Origin of the sequence: Vibrio sp. CCUG 15886, from assembly GCF_028570825.1 — a bacterium.
Classification (GTDB): Bacteria; Pseudomonadota; Gammaproteobacteria; order Enterobacterales; family Vibrionaceae; genus Vibrio; species Vibrio vulnificus_B.
On the sequence record NZ_JAQQBT010000002.1, the window covers coordinates 1 to 19419 of the forward strand.

Consider the following 19419-nt stretch of genomic DNA (forward strand, 5'->3'; position numbering starts at 1 on the left):
CGCTCGTAGCTCAGCTGGATAGAGTACCTGGCTACGAACCAGGCGGTCAGAGGTTCGAATCCTCTCGAGCGCGCCATTTCTTCAAATGAATATTCTTTTAACGATTAAAGGGGCTTCGCTCCTGATATTGAAATAGTGTAAGCGATTTTGATATAAAACACCTGCGCGTCCGTAGCTCAGCTGGATAGAGTACCTGGCTACGAACCAGGCGGTCAGAGGTTCGAATCCTCTCGGACGCGCCACTTTCTCTTCTGAAAGTGACAAAGTGAACAACAGAATACTGCGCGCTCGTAGCTCAGCTGGATAGAGTACCTGGCTACGAACCAGGCGGTCAGAGGTTCGAATCCTCTCGAGCGCGCCATCATTGAAAACCCTGCATGAAAATGCAGGGTTTTTTCTTATGTCTACGTTTTGTTCTCGTGAGCATTGGATTTTAGAATCCCCTTGCTCTTCATCATTTCTGGACAATCGATTTATTCTTAGCGGGTGTTTCACATCTCTCTCATCTCTCTTACCTCTCTCATCAACGCCATTCTTTACCAATCAAAAGAAACAATGAGCATTTAAATGTTTCCAAAATGTTAAAATTGTTGTTGTTTTTAATTCTTATAATTCAAAAGCTTATTGATGTTCTTTTATCTCTATCGCAGTTTTGTTCGAACTTCTGCAGTAAATTGATGAATGTCCATATTAAGTATCAGGAATTTGGGCAAATATTTTAGTTTATGTGATCTGTGTGGTGAAAAAGCAACCAATAGTGCAGGATGCTCTGAAACCTTTTTAAACAAAATTGACAATATTTAACCAATCTAGATAATCGATTGGTCGGGATTGTGTATAAATCATGTCCTGCGTTATGTCAGGATGACACAGAAAGGAAGCAAGATGACAAATATTGGAAGCCTCTTAGTTGATGCGGCAGCCCTAATGGTAACGGGAATGGGGGTCGTATTTATTTTTCTCACCATTCTTATTTTCCTCGTTCGCTTGATGTCGAAATTGGTACCGCAAGAAGTGCCACCACCGATCGCAGCGCCTAAAGCGGCAAAGAATCAAGCCAACCACACTTCAACAGTGAGTCCACAGGTCGTCGCGGCAATTTCTGCAGCGATTCATCAGCATCGCGCCTCGGTTGCGAAGTAGTACAACAAAGGAATAAAAGGAGTTTATGAGCATGTCTAAGCCACTAGCAATTACGGATGTGGTCCTACGTGACGCCCATCAATCACTGTTTGCGACTCGAATGCGCATTGAAGACATGCTGCCTATTGCAGCAGAGTTGGATAAAGTGGGTTATTGGTCGCTCGAAACCTGGGGTGGTGCCACCTTTGATGCGTGTATTCGTTTCTTAGGGGAAGATCCGTGGGAGCGTTTGCGTGAACTGAAGAAAGCGATGCCGAATACACCAATGCAGATGCTACTGCGTGGTCAAAACCTGCTGGGTTATCGTCACTATGCCGATGATGTGGTTGAGAAGTTTGTTGAGCGTGCTCATGCCAACGGTATGGATGTTTTCCGTATCTTTGATGCGATGAACGACGTGCGTAATTTCCAAAAAGCGGTTAAAGCAACGGTGGATGTTGGTGCTCATGCGCAAGGGACGCTTTCTTACACCACCAGCCCGGTTCACAACACTGATACTTGGGTCGATCTCGCCAAACGTTTAGAAGACTTGGGTTGTCACTCGCTTTGTATCAAAGACATGTCTGGCTTACTTAAGCCTTATGAAGCGCAAGAATTGATTACGCGCATTAAAGCCTCTTGTGATATCCCATTGGCGCTGCACTGCCATGCTACCACAGGGTTATCAACCGCGACGGCGGTTAAGGCGGTAGAGGCGGGCATCGATATTTTGGATACCGCGATTTCATCCATGAGCTGCACCTACGGTCATACACCAACGGAAACCGTGGTGGCGATGTTGCAAGGTACCGAGCGTGATACCAATTTAGACCTTGCTCAAATTGAACCTATTGCAGCGTATTTCCGTGAAGTCCGTAAGAAGTACGCTAAGTTTGAAGGTCAATTAAAAGGGGTGGATTCTCGCATTCTGATTGCTCAAGTTCCTGGTGGTATGCTGACCAACATGGAAAGCCAATTGAAAGAGCAAGGCGCGGCGGATCGTATCGACGAAGTTCTTGAAGAGATCCCTCGCGTGCGTGAAGATCTTGGATTTATTCCATTGGTGACTCCAACCTCGCAAATTGTCGGCACTCAAGCGGTCATCAACGTTCTGACGGGCGAGCGTTATAAGAGCATCACCAAAGAAACGGCAGGTGTTCTCAAAGGCGAGTATGGCGCCGCACCAGCTCCTGTGAATGCGCAGTTGCAAGCTCGTGTACTGAACGGTGCTGAAGCTGTCACTTGTCGACCTGCTGATTTACTTGAAGCGGAATTGCATACACTGACAGACGAACTGTTGGCAAAAGCACAATCAGAAGGCATTCAATTGGCTAAAGAGAGTGTTGATGACGTTCTCACTTACGCACTCTTCCCGCAAGTTGGCCTGAAGTTCCTTAAGAATCGTGACAATCCTGATGCATTTGAGCCAGCACCGACTCTTGAGGTGGCTCAGCCAACGGCGACGAAAGCCGCTAATGGTGCCGTTGAAGCTTACAGTGTTCGTGTTGATGGCCAGGTATTCCATGTTGAAGTTGGGCCTGAAGGCCAATTGACTTCGGTGACACCAGCTGCTGCGCCAGCGAGTACTCCTATCGCGGCTCCTGTTGCGGCAGTACCAAGCGATGCGGAAGCGGTATCGGCTCCGCTGGCAGGTAACATCTTCAAAGTTCATGTTCAAGCAGGAAGCTCGGTTGAAGAGGGCGATATTCTGCTGATCCTCGAAGCGATGAAGATGGAAACTGAAGTCCGCGCTGCTCGTAGTGGTGTGGTGCATGAACTGAATGTTAAAGAGGGAGATGCCGTGACAGTAGGCTCACCTCTACTGAGTTTGGCGTAAGGACGTACCATGGATGGATTAATCACGCTTTGGTCTGAAACGGGGATTGCCCACTTTGAGCTTGGGCAAATCTGTATGATCGCAGTCGGTTGTGTACTGCTGTTTTTAGCCATTAGTAAAGGCTTTGAGCCTTTACTTCTGTTACCTATTGGCTTTGGTGCCATTTTGGCTAATATCCCGAATGCGGGCTTTACCGAGCCGGGTGGATTGCTTTACTACGTGTATTACATTGGTATTGAATCTGGCGTTTTCCCACTGCTTATTTTTATGGGCGTGGGGGCAATGACGGATTTTGGTGCCTTGATTGCCAACCCTAAAACCTTATGGCTCGGTGCCGCCGCGCAGTTTGGTATTTTTGCCACGCTGTTTGGTGCGATTCTATTGAACTATGTGCCGGGCATGGAGTTTTCCATGGAGGATGCGTCATCCATCGCCATTATCGGTGGCGCGGATGGTCCAACGGCCATTTTCCTCGCCAGCCGTCTCTCTCCCGATTTACTCGGTGCGATTGCGGTAGCAGCATACAGTTACATGGCTTTGGTTCCTATTATTCAACCGCCGATCATGAAGGCGCTTACGACGCCGGAAGAGCGTAAGATCAAAATGGCTCAACTTCGTCATGTCGGAAAAGTGGAGAAAGTGCTTTTCCCATTGGCGGTATTGGTTATGACCATCTTGTTCCTTCCTTCTGCAACGCCGCTGGTAGGGATGTTCTGTCTGGGGAACTTGATGCGTGAAGCGGGTGTGGTGGAGCGTTTGTCAAAAACGGCACAAAACGAGCTGATCAACATCGTGACTATTTTCCTTGGCTTAGGTGTAGGCTCGAAACTACAAGCTGAGCACTTCTTGAATGTGGAGACATTGGGCATTCTTGCATTAGGTGCGGCAGCGTTCAGTATTGGTACTGGCGCGGGCGTGCTGATGGCGAAGCTACTCAACAAGTTCTCGGAAGAAGACATCAATCCGTTGATTGGTGCCGCAGGGGTTTCTGCTGTACCAATGGCGGCGCGTGTGGTGAATAAAGTGGGCTTAGAAGCCAACTCACAAAACTTCTTGTTGATGCATGCAATGGGGCCGAATGTGGCGGGTGTATTGGGCAGTGCGGTAGCCGCCGGTGTGCTATTAGCTCTGGTCGGCTAATCTCGCTGTGAATTGTCAGTCAAATTGTGTCATCACAATTAACTTCGGTTAACAAAATGGTTTATAGTCAAAGGGATGCTTCGGCATCCCTTTCTTTTTGTCCTTAGGAACGGCTGATTATGGAAAATAAGCAAATCGTTATTACAGAATTTGGTGGCCCTGATGTACTGGCTATCCGTTCAAGTCAAATGCCTGAACCCAAACCTGGTCAGGTTGTCATTAAAGTCTATTTTTCAGGTATTAATCCTATCGATGTTAAAACGCGTGCAGGGCTGGGGTGGGCGGCGGCACAGAATAAGGACAAATTACCTTGGGTGCCCGGTTATGACATTTCTGGCAAAGTAGTCAGTTGTGGTGAGAACGCGGAGCGCTTTGTCATCGGCGATACCGTTGCCGGTTTTGTCGGTTTCCCATTAGAAGGCGGTGGTTACAGCCAGTATCTTTGCGTGGATGAAGACGCATTGAGTCTGGTGCCAGGCTCAGTCACCTTAGAGGGGGCGGCGGTACTCCCACTAGCCGGGCAAACGGCAGCACAAGCGCTGAACAAAGTCCAAGTGAAAGAAGGGGAGCGTGTGCTCATTCTTGCTGGCGCAGGAGGCGTTGGCCATTTGGCCGTGCAAATCGCCGTTGCCGCGAAAGCCGAAGTGTATACGACGTGCAGCGAACGAAACTTGGATTACATGGCGACGTTGGGTGCTCATGCTATCAACTATCAATTTGCTTCTGCTTCAGAACGTTTGACTGATGTGGATGTGTTGATTGATCTGATTGGTGGTGATGTTGCCCTAGATGCGTTGAAGTGTTTAAAAGACAACGCCAGAGTCGTGACGGTGCCGACGCTGAGTGCTGAGATGATCTGTGAAAAAGCCAAACTTCTCGGGTTTGAGGCGACGGGGATGCTGGTGGAGCCTGATCCTCAGCAGTTGGATACATTGCTGTATATGGTGGGCGTTGGCTTACTTAAAACAGAAATTCAGCGTATCTATCCGATGCATGAGGTCAGTGATGCGCACAAACAAATCGAAACAGGGCATACCCGAGGAAAAGTACTACTGGATATGCAATGTTAGAAACCTTTAATGGATGGTTTGCAGAGGCGGCATTGTGGTTTTCCGACTCTGCACTTTGGGTATTGTTTTTCACTGGTTTTCTCAGTGCAACCTTATTACCTGGAGGCTCAGAGGCGAGTTTGATCGCGACCTTGTCTCTTAATCAATTTCCAATTTCACACATCATTATTGTCGCGACGCTAGGAAATACCCTTGGTGGGTTAACTAACTATTGGTTAGGTTTGCTGTTACCAAATCGAACTCAACAAGAAAAACATGGTCATACCGCTTTGAGGTGGTTAGCCAAATACGGCTATTGGGGGCTGTTTTTTAGTTGGCTTCCTGTGATTGGCGATCCTCTCTGTTTAGCGGCCGGTTGGCTGCGAATGAAATTTCTTCCTTGTCTGGTGCTTATCGCACTGGGGAAAGCGGTACGCTACAGCGTGCTGGCTATGCTTTATATCGGACTATTCTAAGGAAAAAGCATGAAAAAACTGATGCTGAGTGCCTGCTCTCTTTTTGTCCTCGCTGGTTGTTCTTCCGTAAAATCGGTTTCTGTGCCGTTTTTTTCTTCATTACCAGAAGGGGTGACTCTGATTGAAGAGTCGTCAGCGCAAGCGGGTAAAGTCAAAATCCCGTATGAAAAATATCGTTTAGAAAATGGCTTAACCGTCATTTTGTCACCCGATCACTCCGATCCTTTGGTGCACGTTGACGTCACTTACCACGTCGGCTCGGCTCGAGAAGAGATTGGTAAGTCAGGCTTTGCGCATTTCTTCGAGCATATGATGTTCCAAGGCTCGGAAAATGTGGGTGATCAGCAACACTTCAAGATCATTACGGAAGCCGGCGGGACACTGAATGGCACCACAAACCGAGATAGAACCAACTATTTCGAAACTGTGCCAGCGAACCAACTTGAGAAAATGTTGTGGTTAGAATCGGATCGCATGGGCTTTTTGCTTGATGCCGTCTCGCAGCGTAAGTTTGAGGTGCAACGCGACACCGTGAAAAATGAGCGCGCTCAACGCTATGACAACCGCCCTTACGGTTTGATTTGGGAAAAAATGGCGGAAGCGATTTACCCTGAAGGGCACCCTTATTCGTGGCAAACTATTGGTTATGTTGAAGATCTTGATCGTGTCGACGTCAATGACCTGAAAGCGTTTTTTTTACGCTGGTATGGGCCTAATAATGCCGTGTTAACTATCGGTGGTGACATAGATACCGATCAGACATTGGAATGGGTGAACAAGTATTTTGGTTCGATTCCTCGCGGACCTGAAGTGGATAATGCACCGAAGCAGCCTGCAACCCTGAATGAAAATCGCTTCATCACGCTGGAAGATCGTATTAGACAGCCGATGGTGATGATGGCGTGGCCGACGACTTACAATGGTGAAGAGCATCAAGCCTCGCTCGATGCATTGGCGAGTTTACTCGGAGAAGGCAACAACAGCCTGCTGTACCAAAATCTCGTAAAAACGCAAAAAGCCGTCGACGCTGGTGCCTTCCAAGATTGTGCTGAATTGGCTTGTACTTTCTACGTGTACGCGATGGGAGACTCAGGAGACAAGGGTGATTTGGCCAGTTTGTATCAAGAGCTGATGCAGACCTTAGATGAGTTTAAACAGAAGGGCGCCGATGGGAAACGCCTTGAGCAGATCATTGGTAAAGCAGAAGCCGATGCCGTGTTCTCATTGCAAAGCGTCAGCGGCAAAGTCAGTCAGCTCGCTGCAAATGAGACCTTCTTTGCAACCCCTGATCGCATCGAATATCAATTAGATCAATTACGCGCGGTGACGGCGGATTCGGTCAACCAAGCCTATCAACAATTTATTGATGGCAAAAACAAAGTGACTTTAAGCGTGGTGCCTACGGGCAAAACGGATATGGCGGTGCAAAAAGCCAACTTTGTGACGCCGGCGAGAACCTTGCCTGAATACCAAAAAATCACCGATGATCAGTTGGCTTATCGTAAAGCGGAAGACAGTTTTGACCGATCTCAAATGCCATCTGCCGGAGAGCCAGTGAAAGCAGAAATGCCAGATCTGTACAAAGTGCATTTTGATAACGGCAGCGAGTTACTCGGCGCTGTCAGTGATGAAACGCCAACCGTATTGATGCAGTTCCGCTTCCCAGCAGGGAGCCGATTTGACCCGGTAGGCAAAGAAGGGTTAGCTAAACTCACCGCAGCTATGATGGAGGAGGGGACTACTTCTCGCAGTGCAGAAGAGTTACAAGCGGAGTTGGACAAGCTGGGCAGTAACATCAGTGTGTCAGCCGAGCGATACAGCACGACAGTTACGCTTTCTGCATTAGAGAAAAATTTACCAGCAACGTTGGAAATTTTTCAGCAGATGATCCGGTCTCCTGCGTTTGATGAGGATGATTTTGCCCGTGCGAAGAAGCAAATGATCGAAGGGGCTGTTTATGAGCAGCAGCAACCAAGCTGGATGGCTTCGCAAGCGACACGCCAAGTGATTTATGGTGATACGCTGTTTGCTCGTTCCAGTGATGGCACGATGGCTTCTTTACAAGCGCTCACGCTGGCTGATGTCAAAGCATTCTATCAATCGCACTACACACCACAAAGCACACAGATCGTGGTCGTGGGGGATTTAAATCGCCGAGAAATGGCCAGTCAATTGGCATTTTGGAAGGCATGGCAGGGTGAAGCCGCGCCGCTGTATCGCCCACAAGTTGTGAAGCCATTAAGCGATTCAAAAATCTACTTGGTGGATAAGCCGGGAGCACCACAAAGCGTCATCCGCATGGTACGCCTTGGTTTGCCGTATGATGCCACCGGTGAGATGTTCCTAAGCCAATTAGCGAACTTTAATTTGGCTGGCAATTTCAACAGCCGTTTAAATCAGAATCTGCGTGAGGACAAAGGATACACATACGGGGCGCAAGGCTACTTTGCCAGCAATCTCGAAACCGGTGTCGTGGTGTTTGATGCGCAAGTACGCGCTGATGCAACCATTCCTGCGTTAATGGAGATGGAGAATGAACTGAATGAGTTTTCTCAATCTGGTATGACGGATGATGAGCTGCATTTCATGCGTCAGGCGGTTGGTCAACAAGATGCCTTGAAGTATGAAACTCCCGGACAAAAAGCGCAGTTGATCGGTAATATTCTCCGTTACAGCTTAGATGAAGATTATCTCAAACAGCGCAACGCGATTGTGGAAAGCATTGATAAAGCGCCGCTTAACGATTTGGCGAAGAAATGGTTTGACCCGAATGACTATCAGATGATCGTTGTTGGGGATGCAAAAACGCTTCGCCCACAATTGGAAAAGTTGAATAAAGCCGTAGAAGAGCTTGAAATCATCCGATAGAGTACACATTTAGTAGCGAAGAGTATTGGCTCTTCGCTACTTGTTGTTGGTCTGGATACCCTTTTGAATACGCAGAAGGGTATCCAGACCAATTCGATTTCCGACAATTCAGTTTGCAGGTGTGACGCTGCAAGCTTCTGATATAAGTGAATTTCATTTTGACTGATTTTGCTGCGCGACTTGAGTTAGTTGCAAGAAACCCAGAAGTGTTTAAACAGTTTGGCCGTGGTGTGGAGCGTGAAACGTTACGCTACAGCCAAAATGGTCGGATAGCGACCACCATGCATCCTCAAGGCTTGGGTTCTGCGTTTACCAATCAGTGGATCACCACCGACTTTGCAGAGTCGTTGTTAGAATTCATTACCCCTGTTTCTCATGACATCGATGTTTTGTTGGGCCAGTTGGATGACATTCATCATTTCACTCAAACTCAGTTGGGTGAAGAGAAAATGTGGCCGATGTCGATGCCTTGTTATGTCGAGACTGAAGATCAAATTACTTTGGCGCAGTACGGCAGCTCAAACTCGGCCAAAATGAAAACCCTCTATCGAGAAGGCTTGAAGCGCCGCTATGGTAGCCTCATGCAGATCATTTCCGGCGTGCACTTTAACTTCTCATTTCCTGAGAGCTTTTGGGATGCGCTGCATGGTGAACAAACAGCAGAAGAACGCCAAGCAACGAAGTCGGAGGCCTATTTTGGCCTGATTCGTAACTATTACCGTTTTGGTTGGCTGATCCCTTATTTCTTTGGCGCGTCACCCGCAATGTGTTCCTCGTTTCTTCAAGGGCGTGAGACGTCGTTGCCTTTTGAAGCGTTGGGGAAAACTTTATATTTACCTAAGGCGACGTCGCTACGCTTGAGTGATTTGGGCTACACCAATAGCGCTCAAAGTGTACTGACGATTGGCTTTAACAGCATTGACGAATACTTAGAAGGGCTAAGTAAAGCCATTCGCACACCTTCGGCTGAGTTTGCCAAGTTGGGTGTGAAGGAAAATGGCGAATATCGCCAGCTCAACAGTAACGTACTGCAAATTGAAAATGAGCTCTATGCTCCGATTCGACCGAAGCGTGTGGCAAAAAATGGTGAGAAACCATCAGAAGCACTGGCGCGAGGTGGGGTGGAATACATCGAAGTTCGCTCGCTGGATGTGAACCCATTTACGCCAGTGGGTATCACGGAAACTCAAGTGCGTTTCCTCGATTTGTTCTTAACTTGGGCTGCCTTGTCTGAGTCGCAACCAATGGATCAATGTGAACTGGCTTGCTGGCGAGAAAACTGGAACAAGGTGGTGGTATCTGGTCGTGAGTATGGTTTAGAGCTGCAGATCGGTTGTAAAGGTGAAAAGCTTAGCTTACAAGCTTGGGCTCATCGTGTGTTTGCAGAGCTGCGCCAGTTAGCGGAAGTGATGGACAGTGCTCACGGTGACAATCAGTACAGCCTCGCTTGTAGTGAGCTGGAACAGTGGATTGACCATCCAGAAAAAACGTTGTCTGCACAGCTACTTACTTTGATTCAGCAAAATGGTAGTTTGGGAGCAACGGGGTGTGAGTTGGGGCGTGCATATCGTGAGCAAAACTTAGCGCATCACTATCGTCACTTCTCTCTGCAGCAAATGGAACAAGAAGTTGCGCTCTCCCTCATTAAACAGAGCCAAATTGAACAAGCCGATGAGGTGGATTTCGATACCTATTTGGCCGATTACTTTGCCTACTTAAAATAGGGAATCGGCAATGACAGGAGTCTCTGCTGAAAGAGGGATGAGTAAGATTGCTCGTCGTGTGTTGTTGCTCGGTTTGGTGGGGTTATCTGGCTGTGCGACTACCCCGCCGGCGCAGCAAAATAACTTATGTGACATTTTCCGTGAGAAACCTCGCTGGTATAAAGATGCCTTAGCGATGGAAAAAGAGTGGGGTACCCCGATTCAAGTCGCGATGGCGTTTGTCAAACAAGAAAGCAGCTTTCGCCACGACGCAAGACCGCCAAAAGACTATATACTTGGGTTTATTCCTTGGGGCCACGTGAGTAGTGCGTATGGTTATGCTCAAGCACAAGATCCGGCTTGGGAAGATTTTCAGCGTGCCACAGGACATGGCGGCTCACGGACTAACTTTGATGACTCATTGATGTTCATTGGTTGGTATACCAGTGAAACACGTAAGCAGTTGGGGGTTTCCTTATGGGACCCTTACAATCAGTATCTCGCTTATCACGAAGGTCGAGGTGGTTATCAGCGTAAGAGCTATCAAAGGAAGCCCTCGCTCATCAAGGTAGCCCGTAAAGTGGAACAACAAACAAAAGATTATGGCTGGCAGTTAAAACAGTGCCGTCAAGAATTGGAAGATAATCGAAGCTGGTTTTTCTAAATCAGTAAAGTCCTCTGAGCATCAAGGACGAATAGAGCAGGAGAGAAGTAATGCCATTATTAGATAGTTTTACCGTTGACCACACTCGCATGCATGCACCCGCGGTGCGTGTGGCAAAAACCATGCAGACGCCAAAAGGCGACACCATTACCGTGTTTGACTTACGTTTCACTGCACCTAACAAAGATATTTTGTCAGAGAAAGGCATTCACACGTTAGAGCACCTGTACGCAGGCTTTATGCGTAAGCATCTTAATGGCGCATCGGTTGAGATCATCGATATCTCACCGATGGGTTGTCGCACCGGTTTCTACATGAGCTTAATTGGTGCGCCGAGTGAGCAAGACGTGGCATCTGCGTGGACGGCTTCGATGGAAGATGTGTTGAAAGTGGAAAGCCAAAACAAGATCCCTGAGTTGAACGAGTATCAGTGTGGTACCGCGGCCATGCACTCGCTAGATGAAGCGAAGCAAATCGCGCAGAACATTCTGGCAGCAGGAATTTCGGTGAATAAAAACGATGAACTGGCATTGCCAGAAGCGATGTTGAAAGAGCTCAAAGTGGATTAACCCATCGCGCACTAACATCATAAAAAAAGAAAGGCCCAGTGTTCACGCTGGGCCTTTTCATTCATTAGTGTAAAGTCGGGCTAATGCCGTTAGGTCGTTTTGCGTTTTCGCTTAGGAAAGACTTTTACCGACTTAATTCGGTTTTCTTCAAGTTCCACAATTTCCATCGCGTGGCCGGCCACTTTTACACTGAGGTGGCTTTCTGGAATGTCTTCTAAGTGCTCCAATATTAAGCCATTGAGCGTTCTAGGACCATCGGTTGGCAGTTTCCATTTCAAACCTTTATTGATATCACGGATGTTGGTACTGCCTTCAATAAGGAAACTGCCGTCGCCTTGCGGAGTAATCTCATCTGAAAGGCTTGGTGCAATCGAGGTGGTAAATTCACCCACGATCTCTTCTAGAATATCTTCCAGTGTCACCAGACCGATAATATCGCCATATTCATCGACAATCAGGCCGATGCGCTGTTTATTGCGTTGGAACTTGAGTAGCTGAACATTGAGTGGGGTGCTTTCGGGAATGAAATAGACCTCATCTGCCGCTCGTAGCAAGGTCTCTTTGTTGAACTCATTCTTCTCAAGCATCAAGCGATACGCTTCTCGCAACCTTAACATACCAACGGCTTCGTCAATTTTGTCGCGATACAAGACAATGCGGCCATGAGGAGAGTGAGTCAACTGGCGGACAATGGATTTCCAATCGTCATTGATATCAATGCCGGTAATCTCATTACGCGGGATCATGATGTCATTCACCGTGACGTGTTCTAAATCCAAAATGGAAACCAGCATATCTTGGTGTCGCTGGGGGATTAAGCTGCCCGCTTCGTTTACCACGGTACGCAGTTCTTCGGAGCTGAGATTGTCTTCGCCGTTGTGTTGTGCTTTCAAACCAAGTAAGCGAATGAAACCATTGGTAATAAAATTCACCAACATCACCAAAGGCGAAAGCAGTTTCATCAAAACCACCAGCAAAATGCTGCTCGCGTATGAAACTCGTTCAGGATAGAGTGCGGCCACGGTTTTAGGGGTGACTTCTGCAAAAACCAAAACGACTAAGGTAAGGGCACCGGTTGCAATTGCAACACCCAAATCACCATAAAGGCGCATGCCGAGAATGGTCGCAATGGCGGAGGCAAGAATATTGACAAGGTTGTTACCGATAAGAATCAAACCAATTAATCGGTCTGGGCGGCTCAGTAACTTTTCGACACGCTTAGCCCCTTTGTGCCCAGAATTGGCGAGGTGCTTTAAGCGATATCGGTTCAGTGACATCATCCCTGTCTCTGAACCAGAGAAATAGCCTGAAATGACGATAAGACACGCGAGTAGCGCAAATAAGATACCCGTAGATATGTCGTCCAAAACTCAAATTTTCCTTTTGTTATCCTGATAAATGACAGTGCTATTACGCGTTATAGCTGTCCTAAAAATGACAGTACATTATGGGTTTAGCTCAGTATGATCTCTTTTACAAAGCGGCTACCAAAATAGGCCAGGGTTAATAAAGTTGCCCCTGCAACAGCAAACCAGGTCACTTTTTTCCCGCGCCAGCCTTTTTGATAATGCCCCCACAGCAACGTGGAGTAAACCAACCAAGCGATAAACGACAGCACCGCTTTATGCGCTTTTCCTTCCGCAAACATATCGTGAACAAAAACAAACCCAGTTGCCAACGTTGCCGTTAACAGTAGATTGCCGATCATAATGATTTTAAACAGCTGTCTTTCCACCATTAACAGTGGCGGTAGGTTTGGATTAATGACTAATGATTTTTTCGCTTTCAGTTTATGGTCTAGCCAAGCCAATTGAAGTGCGTATAGCGCGCCAATGGTCAACGTGGCATAAGAAAACAGTGCTAAGGAAATATGGATTAACAGCTTAGGGTCATTCTCTAAATGCTTAATGAAAGTGCTGGGTAAAAACGTCGCAGCAGAGAGATTAATGGCGGCAAAGCTATAGACGACAGGCAGTAAGAACCATAAACGGTTTTTAAGCATCGCGGCACTCATCACCAAGGAGATGATGAAGCTGATCAACGACGCGACATTTAAAATACTGAGATTTTGACCATACCCTTCAAAAATGAGATCGCTCAATAGCCACGCGTGAAAGACCAGTGCCAAAGAAGCACTAATTAAAACGGTTTTGGCCTTTATCCCCGTTTGGTGTGCAAGTCCCGGAACGATCGTGGCGATGGCTAATCCGTAGAGAATCGTGGCACCAATGGCAATTATGCTGTCCATATATCCTGAAAGTTGGTCAATAGAATGGGGCAAGTATACCTTGCAACTGAGCTCTGGGCTACGTTGAATAGAGATCAATGATAAGAGTTGAGATATTGAAATTAATAACTTATCCCCAATAGTGTGGAATAGAGCCGTTTCGCGGGTATCTCTGATTCCGTGGCTAAGGTATACTCACCCCAATTTATCGCCGGATTAAGCGTAGAGAACACAATGTTTGAGAATTTAACGGATCGATTATCCAAAACGCTGAAGAATATCAGTGGCAAAGGTCGTCTGACAGAAGACAATATCAAAGATACCCTGCGTGAAGTACGAATGGCACTGCTTGAGGCCGATGTTGCCTTACCTGTGGTGCGTGAATTTGTCGCTCGCGTAAAAGAAAAAGCCGTTGGTGTGGAAGTGTCGAAATCACTCACTCCCGGTCAAGAGTTCATTAAGATCGTTCAAGGTGAACTTGAAGCGGTCATGGGTGAATCGAATGAAGCGCTAAACTTAGCGGCGCAACCGCCAGCGGTTATTTTGATGGCGGGTCTACAAGGTGCGGGTAAAACCACCTCAGTCGGTAAACTATCGAAGCTGCTAAAAGAGCGCGATAAGAAGAAAGTGTTGGTTGTATCAGCCGACGTTTACCGTCCAGCGGCAATCAAACAGTTAGAAACATTGGCGAGCGACATTGGTGTTGACTTCTTCCCTTCTTCTGCTGACCAAAAGCCGATTGATATCGCCAATGCCGCTATCGACCACGCGAAAAAGAAATTCTTTGATGTTTTGATCGTCGATACCGCAGGTCGCTTAGCGATTGATGAAGCGATGATGGGCGAGATCCAACAACTTCATAGTGCAATTAACCCAGTGGAAACGCTGTTTGTTGTTGATGCCATGACGGGTCAAGATGCCGCCAATACCGCCAAAGCTTTTGGTGACGCTCTGCCACTGACGGGGGTCATTCTGACCAAAGTGGATGGCGATGCGCGTGGTGGTGCTGCGCTGTCGGTACGTCATATTACAGGTAAACCAATCAAATTCTTAGGTGTGGGTGAAAAGACCGACGCACTTGAGCCATTCCATCCTGATCGTGTTGCTTCACGTATTCTGGGCATGGGGGATGTTCTGTCGCTGATTGAAGATCTGCAACGCAACGTTGATACCGAAAAAGCGCAGAAACTGGCGCAAAAGTTCAAAGAGAAAAAAGGCTTTGATCTTGAAGATTTCCGTGAACAACTTGGTCAGATGCAGAACATGGGGGGCATGATGGGGATGCTGGATAAGCTACCTGGTATGTCTCAATTGCCGTCGGACATCAAAGATAAAGTCGACGACAAGATGTTCAAACAGATGGAAGCGATCATCAACTCCATGACGATGAAAGAGCGCCAAAACCCAGATTTGATTAAAGGTTCACGTAAAAAGCGTATCGCTGCTGGTTCTGGCACCCAAGTGCAAGATGTGAATCGCCTGTTGAAGCAGTTTACCCAAATGCAAAAGATGATGAAGAAAATGCAGAAGGGTGGCATCAAAGGCATGATGCGCAATATGCAAGGCATGATGGGTGGTATGGGCGGTGGATTCAATCCATTCGGCCGATAACATGATTTAGGCTCTAGCACTTGTTTGTAGCTAGAGCCTAGCATTCTCCTCAATCCTCAATCCTCAATCCTCAATCCTTAATCCTCAATCCTTAGCCACTTTTCAACTTGTTACCTCCATCACAAACTCAAAAATGAATTTATGTTGGTGAAAAAGTAACAACCCCCTTGCATTCATGCCTAATAAGAGTAAAATTCCGGAGCTTTATTTTGGCACGAGACCCCAAACTGTTTAGTGATAGATGGTTTCTGGGGTTAATTTTATTTTTGAGAAAGCAAAGAGGACGACATGGTAACCATTCGTTTGGCACGTCACGGCGCTAAAAAGCGTCCATTTTATCAAATCGTAGTAGCGGACAGCCGCAATGTTGCAACTGGCCGTTTCATCGAGAAAGTTGGTTTCTTTAACCCAACTGCACAAGGTCAAGAAGAAGGTCTACGTATCGACCTAGATCGCGTTAACCACTGGGTTGGTCAAGGCGCATCTCTATCTGACCGTGTTGCTAAGCTAGTTAAAGACGCTCAAAAAGCGGCTTAATTAAGAAACTAGTGTATGTCGATGAAAGGTAAAGAAACAATGAGTGATGAGCGTATTGTTGTTGGTAAATTTGGTTCTACTTACGGCATTCGTGGTTGGCTCAAAGTTTTTTCCTACACAGACAATGCCGAAAGCCTATTTGATTACAGCCCTTGGTACGTTAACCAAAAAGGCGAGTGGGTCGAGTTCAAGGTGGAAAGCTGGAAGCGCCATAACAAAGGTATGGTGGCTAAGCTGGAAGGTCTAGATGTTCGCGAAGACGCGCATCTCCTGACTAACCTTGAGATCGCTATTGACCCTGCTGTACTACCTGAATTGTCAGAAGATGAATTCTACTGGCGAGAATTGTTTGGAATGCAAGTGGTAACCACCAATGGTTACGATCTGGGTGTCGTTACTGACATGCTAGAAACGGGCTCAAACGATGTTCTCGTAGTAAAAGCAAATCTAAAAGATGCTTTTGGGCAAAAGGAACGTTTAATTCCGTTCCTTGAAGAGCAAGTGATCATCAAAGTTGATCGCGAAGCTCAACGGATCGAAGTTGACTGGGATCCTGGATTCTAATCTCCAAAGCTACAGAGCGAGATAAACATGTGGGTTGGCGTAATTAGCCTTTTTCCTGAAATGTTCCGTTCTGTTACTGATTTTGGAGTAACAGGTCAAGCGGTTAAAAAAGGTCTTTTATCGATTGAGACTTGGAATCCTCGCGATTTCACTCACGATAAACATCGCACAGTTGATGACCGACCTTATGGTGGTGGCCCTGGTATGTTAATGATGGTTCAGCCTTTGCGCGATGCCATTCATGCAGCCAAACAAGCCTCACCAGGTAAGACGAAAGTCATTTACCTTTCTCCTCAAGGTCGTAAGCTCGACCAACAAGGAGTGGAAGAATTGGCAACCAATGAGAACTTGCTTCTGATTTGTGGCCGATACGAAGGGGTAGATGAGCGCATCATTCAATCTGAAGTTGACGAAGAATGGTCAATCGGAGATTTTGTGATGACGGGTGGTGAAATACCAGCCATGACGTTGATTGATTCTGTCTCACGGTTTGTTCCGGGAGTATTAGGGGATTTTGCGTCGGCAGAAGAAGATTCTTTTGCTAATGGCTTGTTAGATTGCCCTCACTATACGCGTCCGGAAGTGTTGGATGGCAAAGAAGTACCTGAGGTACTGATGTCCGGAAACCATAAGGAAATTCGTCGTTGGCGACTGAAACAGTCGTTAGGCCGCACCTGGCAAAGAAGACCAGTGCTCCTGGAAAACCTAGCTCTGACTGACGAACAGGAACAATTACTTGCTGAGTTCATTCAAGAAACTCACCATAAGCGCAAGTAACCTATTTAATTTAGTATCAGTTTATTCTAGGAATATTAAAAATGAGTAACATCATCAAAGCTCTTGAGCAAGAGCAAATGAAACAAGACCTACCTAAATTTGCACCAGGTGACACTGTTGTTGTTCAGGTTAAGGTAAAAGAAGGTAACCGTGAGCGTCTACAGGCGTACGAAGGCGTTGTAATCGCTATTCGTAACCGTGGTCTACACTCTGCATTCACTGTTCGTAAGATCTCTAACGGTGAAGGTGTTGAGCGTACGTTCCAAACTCACTCTCCAGTTGTTGATAGCATCGAAGTTAAACGCCGTGGTGCAGTACGTCGTGCCAAGTTGTACTACCTACGTGAGCGTTCTGGTAAGTCAGCTCGTATCAAAGAGAAACTTGCTAAGAAGTAATGCTATAACTAGCGTTCTCATAGTATTAGCGGAGGCCATTTGGCCTCCGCTTTTTTTTCTGTTCATTTGCATGATGACACGATTCGTGTGGATGTCTTGATTGCTTAAATAGCGGCAATAAAAAAGGTTGATGCGTGAACATCAACCCTATTTAATCACTAGAAAACTAGAAAACTAGAAAACTAGAAAACTAGAAAACTAGAAAACTAGAAAACTAGAAAACTAGAAAACTAGAAAACGTTAATACTGCTCTTCAGACCAACCGTCACTGTCAGACATATCTGGCGCACCCGGTATGGCATTTTCTTCATCGGCCCATTCGCCAAAGTCGATCATTTGGCATTTTTTACTGCAGAAAGGGCGATGAGGGCTTTGCTCTCCCCATTCCACGTCGGTGCCACATTGAGGGCATTTAACTATGGTTATTTTTGTCATAAAGATAGAACCGTAAAACAAAGTGGTTTACTAAAAATAGCGATATTCATTCTGTGTGGGCGTTAACTGCATACTGCCAGTTCAAAATGAACATCTTGGCTGCAGGCTTGCCCAGTTTCAAAGTTGATGAATTTGATCGCAAAGCGGTTTTTGTGTCCAGAAATCATCGGATAGACACCATACTCCATGGGAATATGAAGGCGAAGAATGTTCGCTTCTTCTGCGTCGCTTTGGAAAAATCCATTGAGTGCGGTTTGAGATCTGAAATGACCCGCTTCTCGTGCCAGTTTTAGCCACAAGTTTAATGCGTCGGAGAGCGGTTTAAGGCTATCCAACCACTGTCGTGCATCTTCGATCTTTCTCTCAATGGGCAAATTCAACCAATAGTGCAGAGCTGGAAGATCAAAACAGCAAGAGCCGCCTGGAAGACTAAATCGCTGACGAATTGAGCTGAGGAAGCGATCTTCCTTTAATGATTGGCCAAAACGCGGTGCCTGCATAAGAGCGGCATGGGTACGATCGGCCTCATCAAGTAATGAACGCAGTGTCGCTTGATCAACCCCTTCGACATTTAACCAACTGCGATAGAGTAGGCGCTGTTTCTCAATGTCTTTCGCAAGCTCGCTCTTTAACTGAATTTGTTCAAAAATTTCGATGAGATCGAAGATAGAACGAAAAAAGAGTTGGTGCTGGTGCGGCTCTGAAAATGAGGCGGCAGTATGTGCCTGTCTAAGCAGTGATTCGACTCTCAGATAAATGCGAGTCTTTTCATTGAGTGGATGTTCGAAGTTATGCGTGGTCATCTAGCGGGCCTGTCGTCGTCTCTGACTTATTTTCACCGATTTTGCTTGCTCATGGCTAGGTACTTTTGGTGTAAATCTGTGATTTGCTGCAAAAGATCTTGGTCTTTCGACTCATTTTTAATCACATCGTCTGCCAAGGCGAGACGTTCGTGTCTGCTTGCCTGAGCCTTGAGTATGGCACGAACTTGTTGTTCATCAACACCGTCACGATCCATGGTTCGCTGTAATTGTGTTTTTTCTTCAACATCCACGACCAAAACGCGGTCGCACAGAGTCTGTAGTTGGTTTTCTACCAACAGCGGTACAACGAGCAAAGCGTAAGGGGATGAGACCTGCGCCAGATCCTCGATCATTTTACGACGGATCATAGGGTGCAGTAGCGCGTTGAGCCATTGCTTTTCTTCGGCATGGGCAAAGATACGCTGACGAAGTTGCCCACGATCGAGTTCGCCTTCACAAGTCAGAATATCAGCACCGAAATGGTCAACAATCGCGGCCAGTCCCGCACTTCCGGGGGCAACTACCTGACGAGCGACAATGTCTGCGTCGACGATATCGATGGCAAAGTGTTGTTGAAAAAGATTGGCCACCGTTGTTTTTCCGCTGGCGATACCACCAGTCAATCCAATCACTAAAGCCATA

Annotated in this window: 19 protein-coding genes and 2 tRNA genes; 16 read left to right on the plus strand and 5 right to left on the minus strand. The window is 46.8% G+C overall.

Translation table 11 applies throughout. The features are described from left to right. The first annotated feature begins 165 nt into the window (after positions 1-165). From PQQ36_RS06800 to luxS, 11 genes are all read left to right on the plus strand, one after another. Positions 166-242, plus strand: a tRNA-Arg gene (locus PQQ36_RS06800). A 42-nt stretch (positions 243-284) separates the two neighbouring features. Further along, positions 285-361 (plus strand) — tRNA-Arg (locus PQQ36_RS06805). Between the two features lie 524 nt (positions 362-885). Continuing rightward, entirely contained in the window at positions 886-1143 is a 258-nt protein-coding gene (locus PQQ36_RS06810) for an oxaloacetate decarboxylase subunit gamma (protein WP_026130626.1), read from the plus strand. A 31-nt stretch (positions 1144-1174) separates the two neighbouring features. Then, on the plus strand, positions 1175-2959 hold the full coding sequence (gene oadA, locus PQQ36_RS06815; RefSeq protein ID WP_273660606.1) for a sodium-extruding oxaloacetate decarboxylase subunit alpha: 1785 nt from the start codon (positions 1175-1177) through the stop codon (positions 2957-2959). A gap of 9 nt (positions 2960-2968) precedes the next feature. Further along, entirely contained in the window at positions 2969-4099 is a 1131-nt protein-coding gene (locus tag PQQ36_RS06820; RefSeq protein ID WP_011079531.1) for a sodium ion-translocating decarboxylase subunit beta, read from the plus strand. Positions 4100-4218: 119 nt separating this feature from the next. Beyond that, positions 4219-5169: an NADP-dependent oxidoreductase gene (locus PQQ36_RS06825; RefSeq protein WP_263179544.1), complete on the plus strand. Its 951-nt coding sequence runs from the start codon at positions 4219-4221 to the stop codon at positions 5167-5169. Continuing rightward, the gene (locus PQQ36_RS06830) at positions 5163-5624 is read left to right on the plus strand and encodes a YqaA family protein (protein ID WP_011079533.1); all 462 of its coding nucleotides are present in this window, start codon (positions 5163-5165) and stop codon (positions 5622-5624) included. Before PQQ36_RS06825 ends, PQQ36_RS06830 begins: the two co-directional genes overlap by 7 nt. A gap of 9 nt (positions 5625-5633) precedes the next feature. Next, positions 5634-8492, plus strand: coding sequence for a M16 family metallopeptidase (locus PQQ36_RS06835; RefSeq protein WP_273660607.1), 2859 nt, complete (start codon positions 5634-5636; stop codon positions 8490-8492). Between the two features lie 158 nt (positions 8493-8650). After that, the gene (gshA, locus tag PQQ36_RS06840) at positions 8651-10216 is read left to right on the plus strand and encodes a glutamate--cysteine ligase (protein ID WP_013571136.1); all 1566 of its coding nucleotides are present in this window, start codon (positions 8651-8653) and stop codon (positions 10214-10216) included. A 37-nt stretch (positions 10217-10253) separates the two neighbouring features. Further along, positions 10254-10859, plus strand: coding sequence for a transglycosylase SLT domain-containing protein (locus PQQ36_RS06845; protein ID WP_223370886.1), 606 nt, complete (start codon positions 10254-10256; stop codon positions 10857-10859). Between the two features lie 50 nt (positions 10860-10909). Then, a complete protein-coding gene (gene luxS, locus PQQ36_RS06850) occupies positions 10910-11428 on the plus strand; it encodes an S-ribosylhomocysteine lyase (RefSeq protein ID WP_011079537.1) in 519 nt (172 codons plus the stop codon). Between the two features lie 89 nt (positions 11429-11517). On the opposite strand, the gene PQQ36_RS06855 is transcribed toward luxS, so the two are convergent. Next, entirely contained in the window at positions 11518-12795 is a 1278-nt protein-coding gene (locus tag PQQ36_RS06855) for an HlyC/CorC family transporter (protein WP_011079538.1), read from the minus strand. A gap of 86 nt (positions 12796-12881) precedes the next feature. Next, positions 12882-13676, minus strand: a complete 795-nt coding sequence (locus PQQ36_RS06860) for a cytochrome C assembly family protein (RefSeq protein ID WP_011079539.1) — start codon at positions 13674-13676, stop codon at positions 12882-12884. A gap of 213 nt (positions 13677-13889) precedes the next feature. Here PQQ36_RS06860 and ffh point away from each other — a divergent pair, with 213 nt between their 5' ends. The 5 genes from ffh to rplS all read left to right on the plus strand — a co-directional run bounded on the left by ffh (position 13890) and on the right by rplS (position 17539). Beyond that, positions 13890-15266 (plus strand): signal recognition particle protein, encoded by a 1377-nt coding sequence (gene ffh / locus PQQ36_RS06865; RefSeq protein ID WP_011079540.1) that lies wholly within the window; start codon positions 13890-13892, stop codon positions 15264-15266. A gap of 288 nt (positions 15267-15554) precedes the next feature. Beyond that, positions 15555-15803, plus strand: coding sequence for a 30S ribosomal protein S16 (rpsP, locus tag PQQ36_RS06870; RefSeq protein ID WP_011079541.1), 249 nt, complete (start codon positions 15555-15557; stop codon positions 15801-15803). A 15-nt stretch (positions 15804-15818) separates the two neighbouring features. Next, positions 15819-16367 carry a ribosome maturation factor RimM gene (gene rimM / locus PQQ36_RS06875; protein WP_011079542.1) on the plus strand — a complete coding sequence of 183 codons (549 nt, stop codon included), beginning with the start codon at positions 15819-15821 and terminating at the stop codon, positions 16365-16367. A 27-nt stretch (positions 16368-16394) separates the two neighbouring features. Beyond that, a complete protein-coding gene (gene trmD / locus PQQ36_RS06880; protein WP_273660608.1) occupies positions 16395-17144 on the plus strand; it encodes a tRNA (guanosine(37)-N1)-methyltransferase TrmD in 750 nt (249 codons plus the stop codon). A 41-nt stretch (positions 17145-17185) separates the two neighbouring features. Continuing rightward, the gene (gene rplS, locus PQQ36_RS06885; RefSeq protein ID WP_011079544.1) at positions 17186-17539 is read left to right on the plus strand and encodes a 50S ribosomal protein L19; all 354 of its coding nucleotides are present in this window, start codon (positions 17186-17188) and stop codon (positions 17537-17539) included. Between the two features lie 240 nt (positions 17540-17779). Here the strand turns inward: rplS and yacG are convergent, their stop codons facing one another. The 3 genes from yacG to coaE all read right to left on the minus strand — a co-directional run bounded on the left by yacG (position 17780) and on the right by coaE (position 19418). Continuing rightward, positions 17780-17974, minus strand: coding sequence for a DNA gyrase inhibitor YacG (yacG, locus tag PQQ36_RS06890; RefSeq protein ID WP_026060801.1), 195 nt, complete (start codon positions 17972-17974; stop codon positions 17780-17782). Positions 17975-18036: 62 nt separating this feature from the next. Continuing rightward, positions 18037-18777: a cell division protein ZapD gene (gene zapD / locus PQQ36_RS06895; protein ID WP_011079546.1), complete on the minus strand. Its 741-nt coding sequence runs from the start codon at positions 18775-18777 to the stop codon at positions 18037-18039. Positions 18778-18809: 32 nt separating this feature from the next. After that, positions 18810-19418 carry a dephospho-CoA kinase gene (gene coaE / locus PQQ36_RS06900; protein ID WP_039554617.1) on the minus strand — a complete coding sequence of 203 codons (609 nt, stop codon included), beginning with the start codon at positions 19416-19418 and terminating at the stop codon, positions 18810-18812. Position 19419 lies beyond the last annotated feature (1 nt).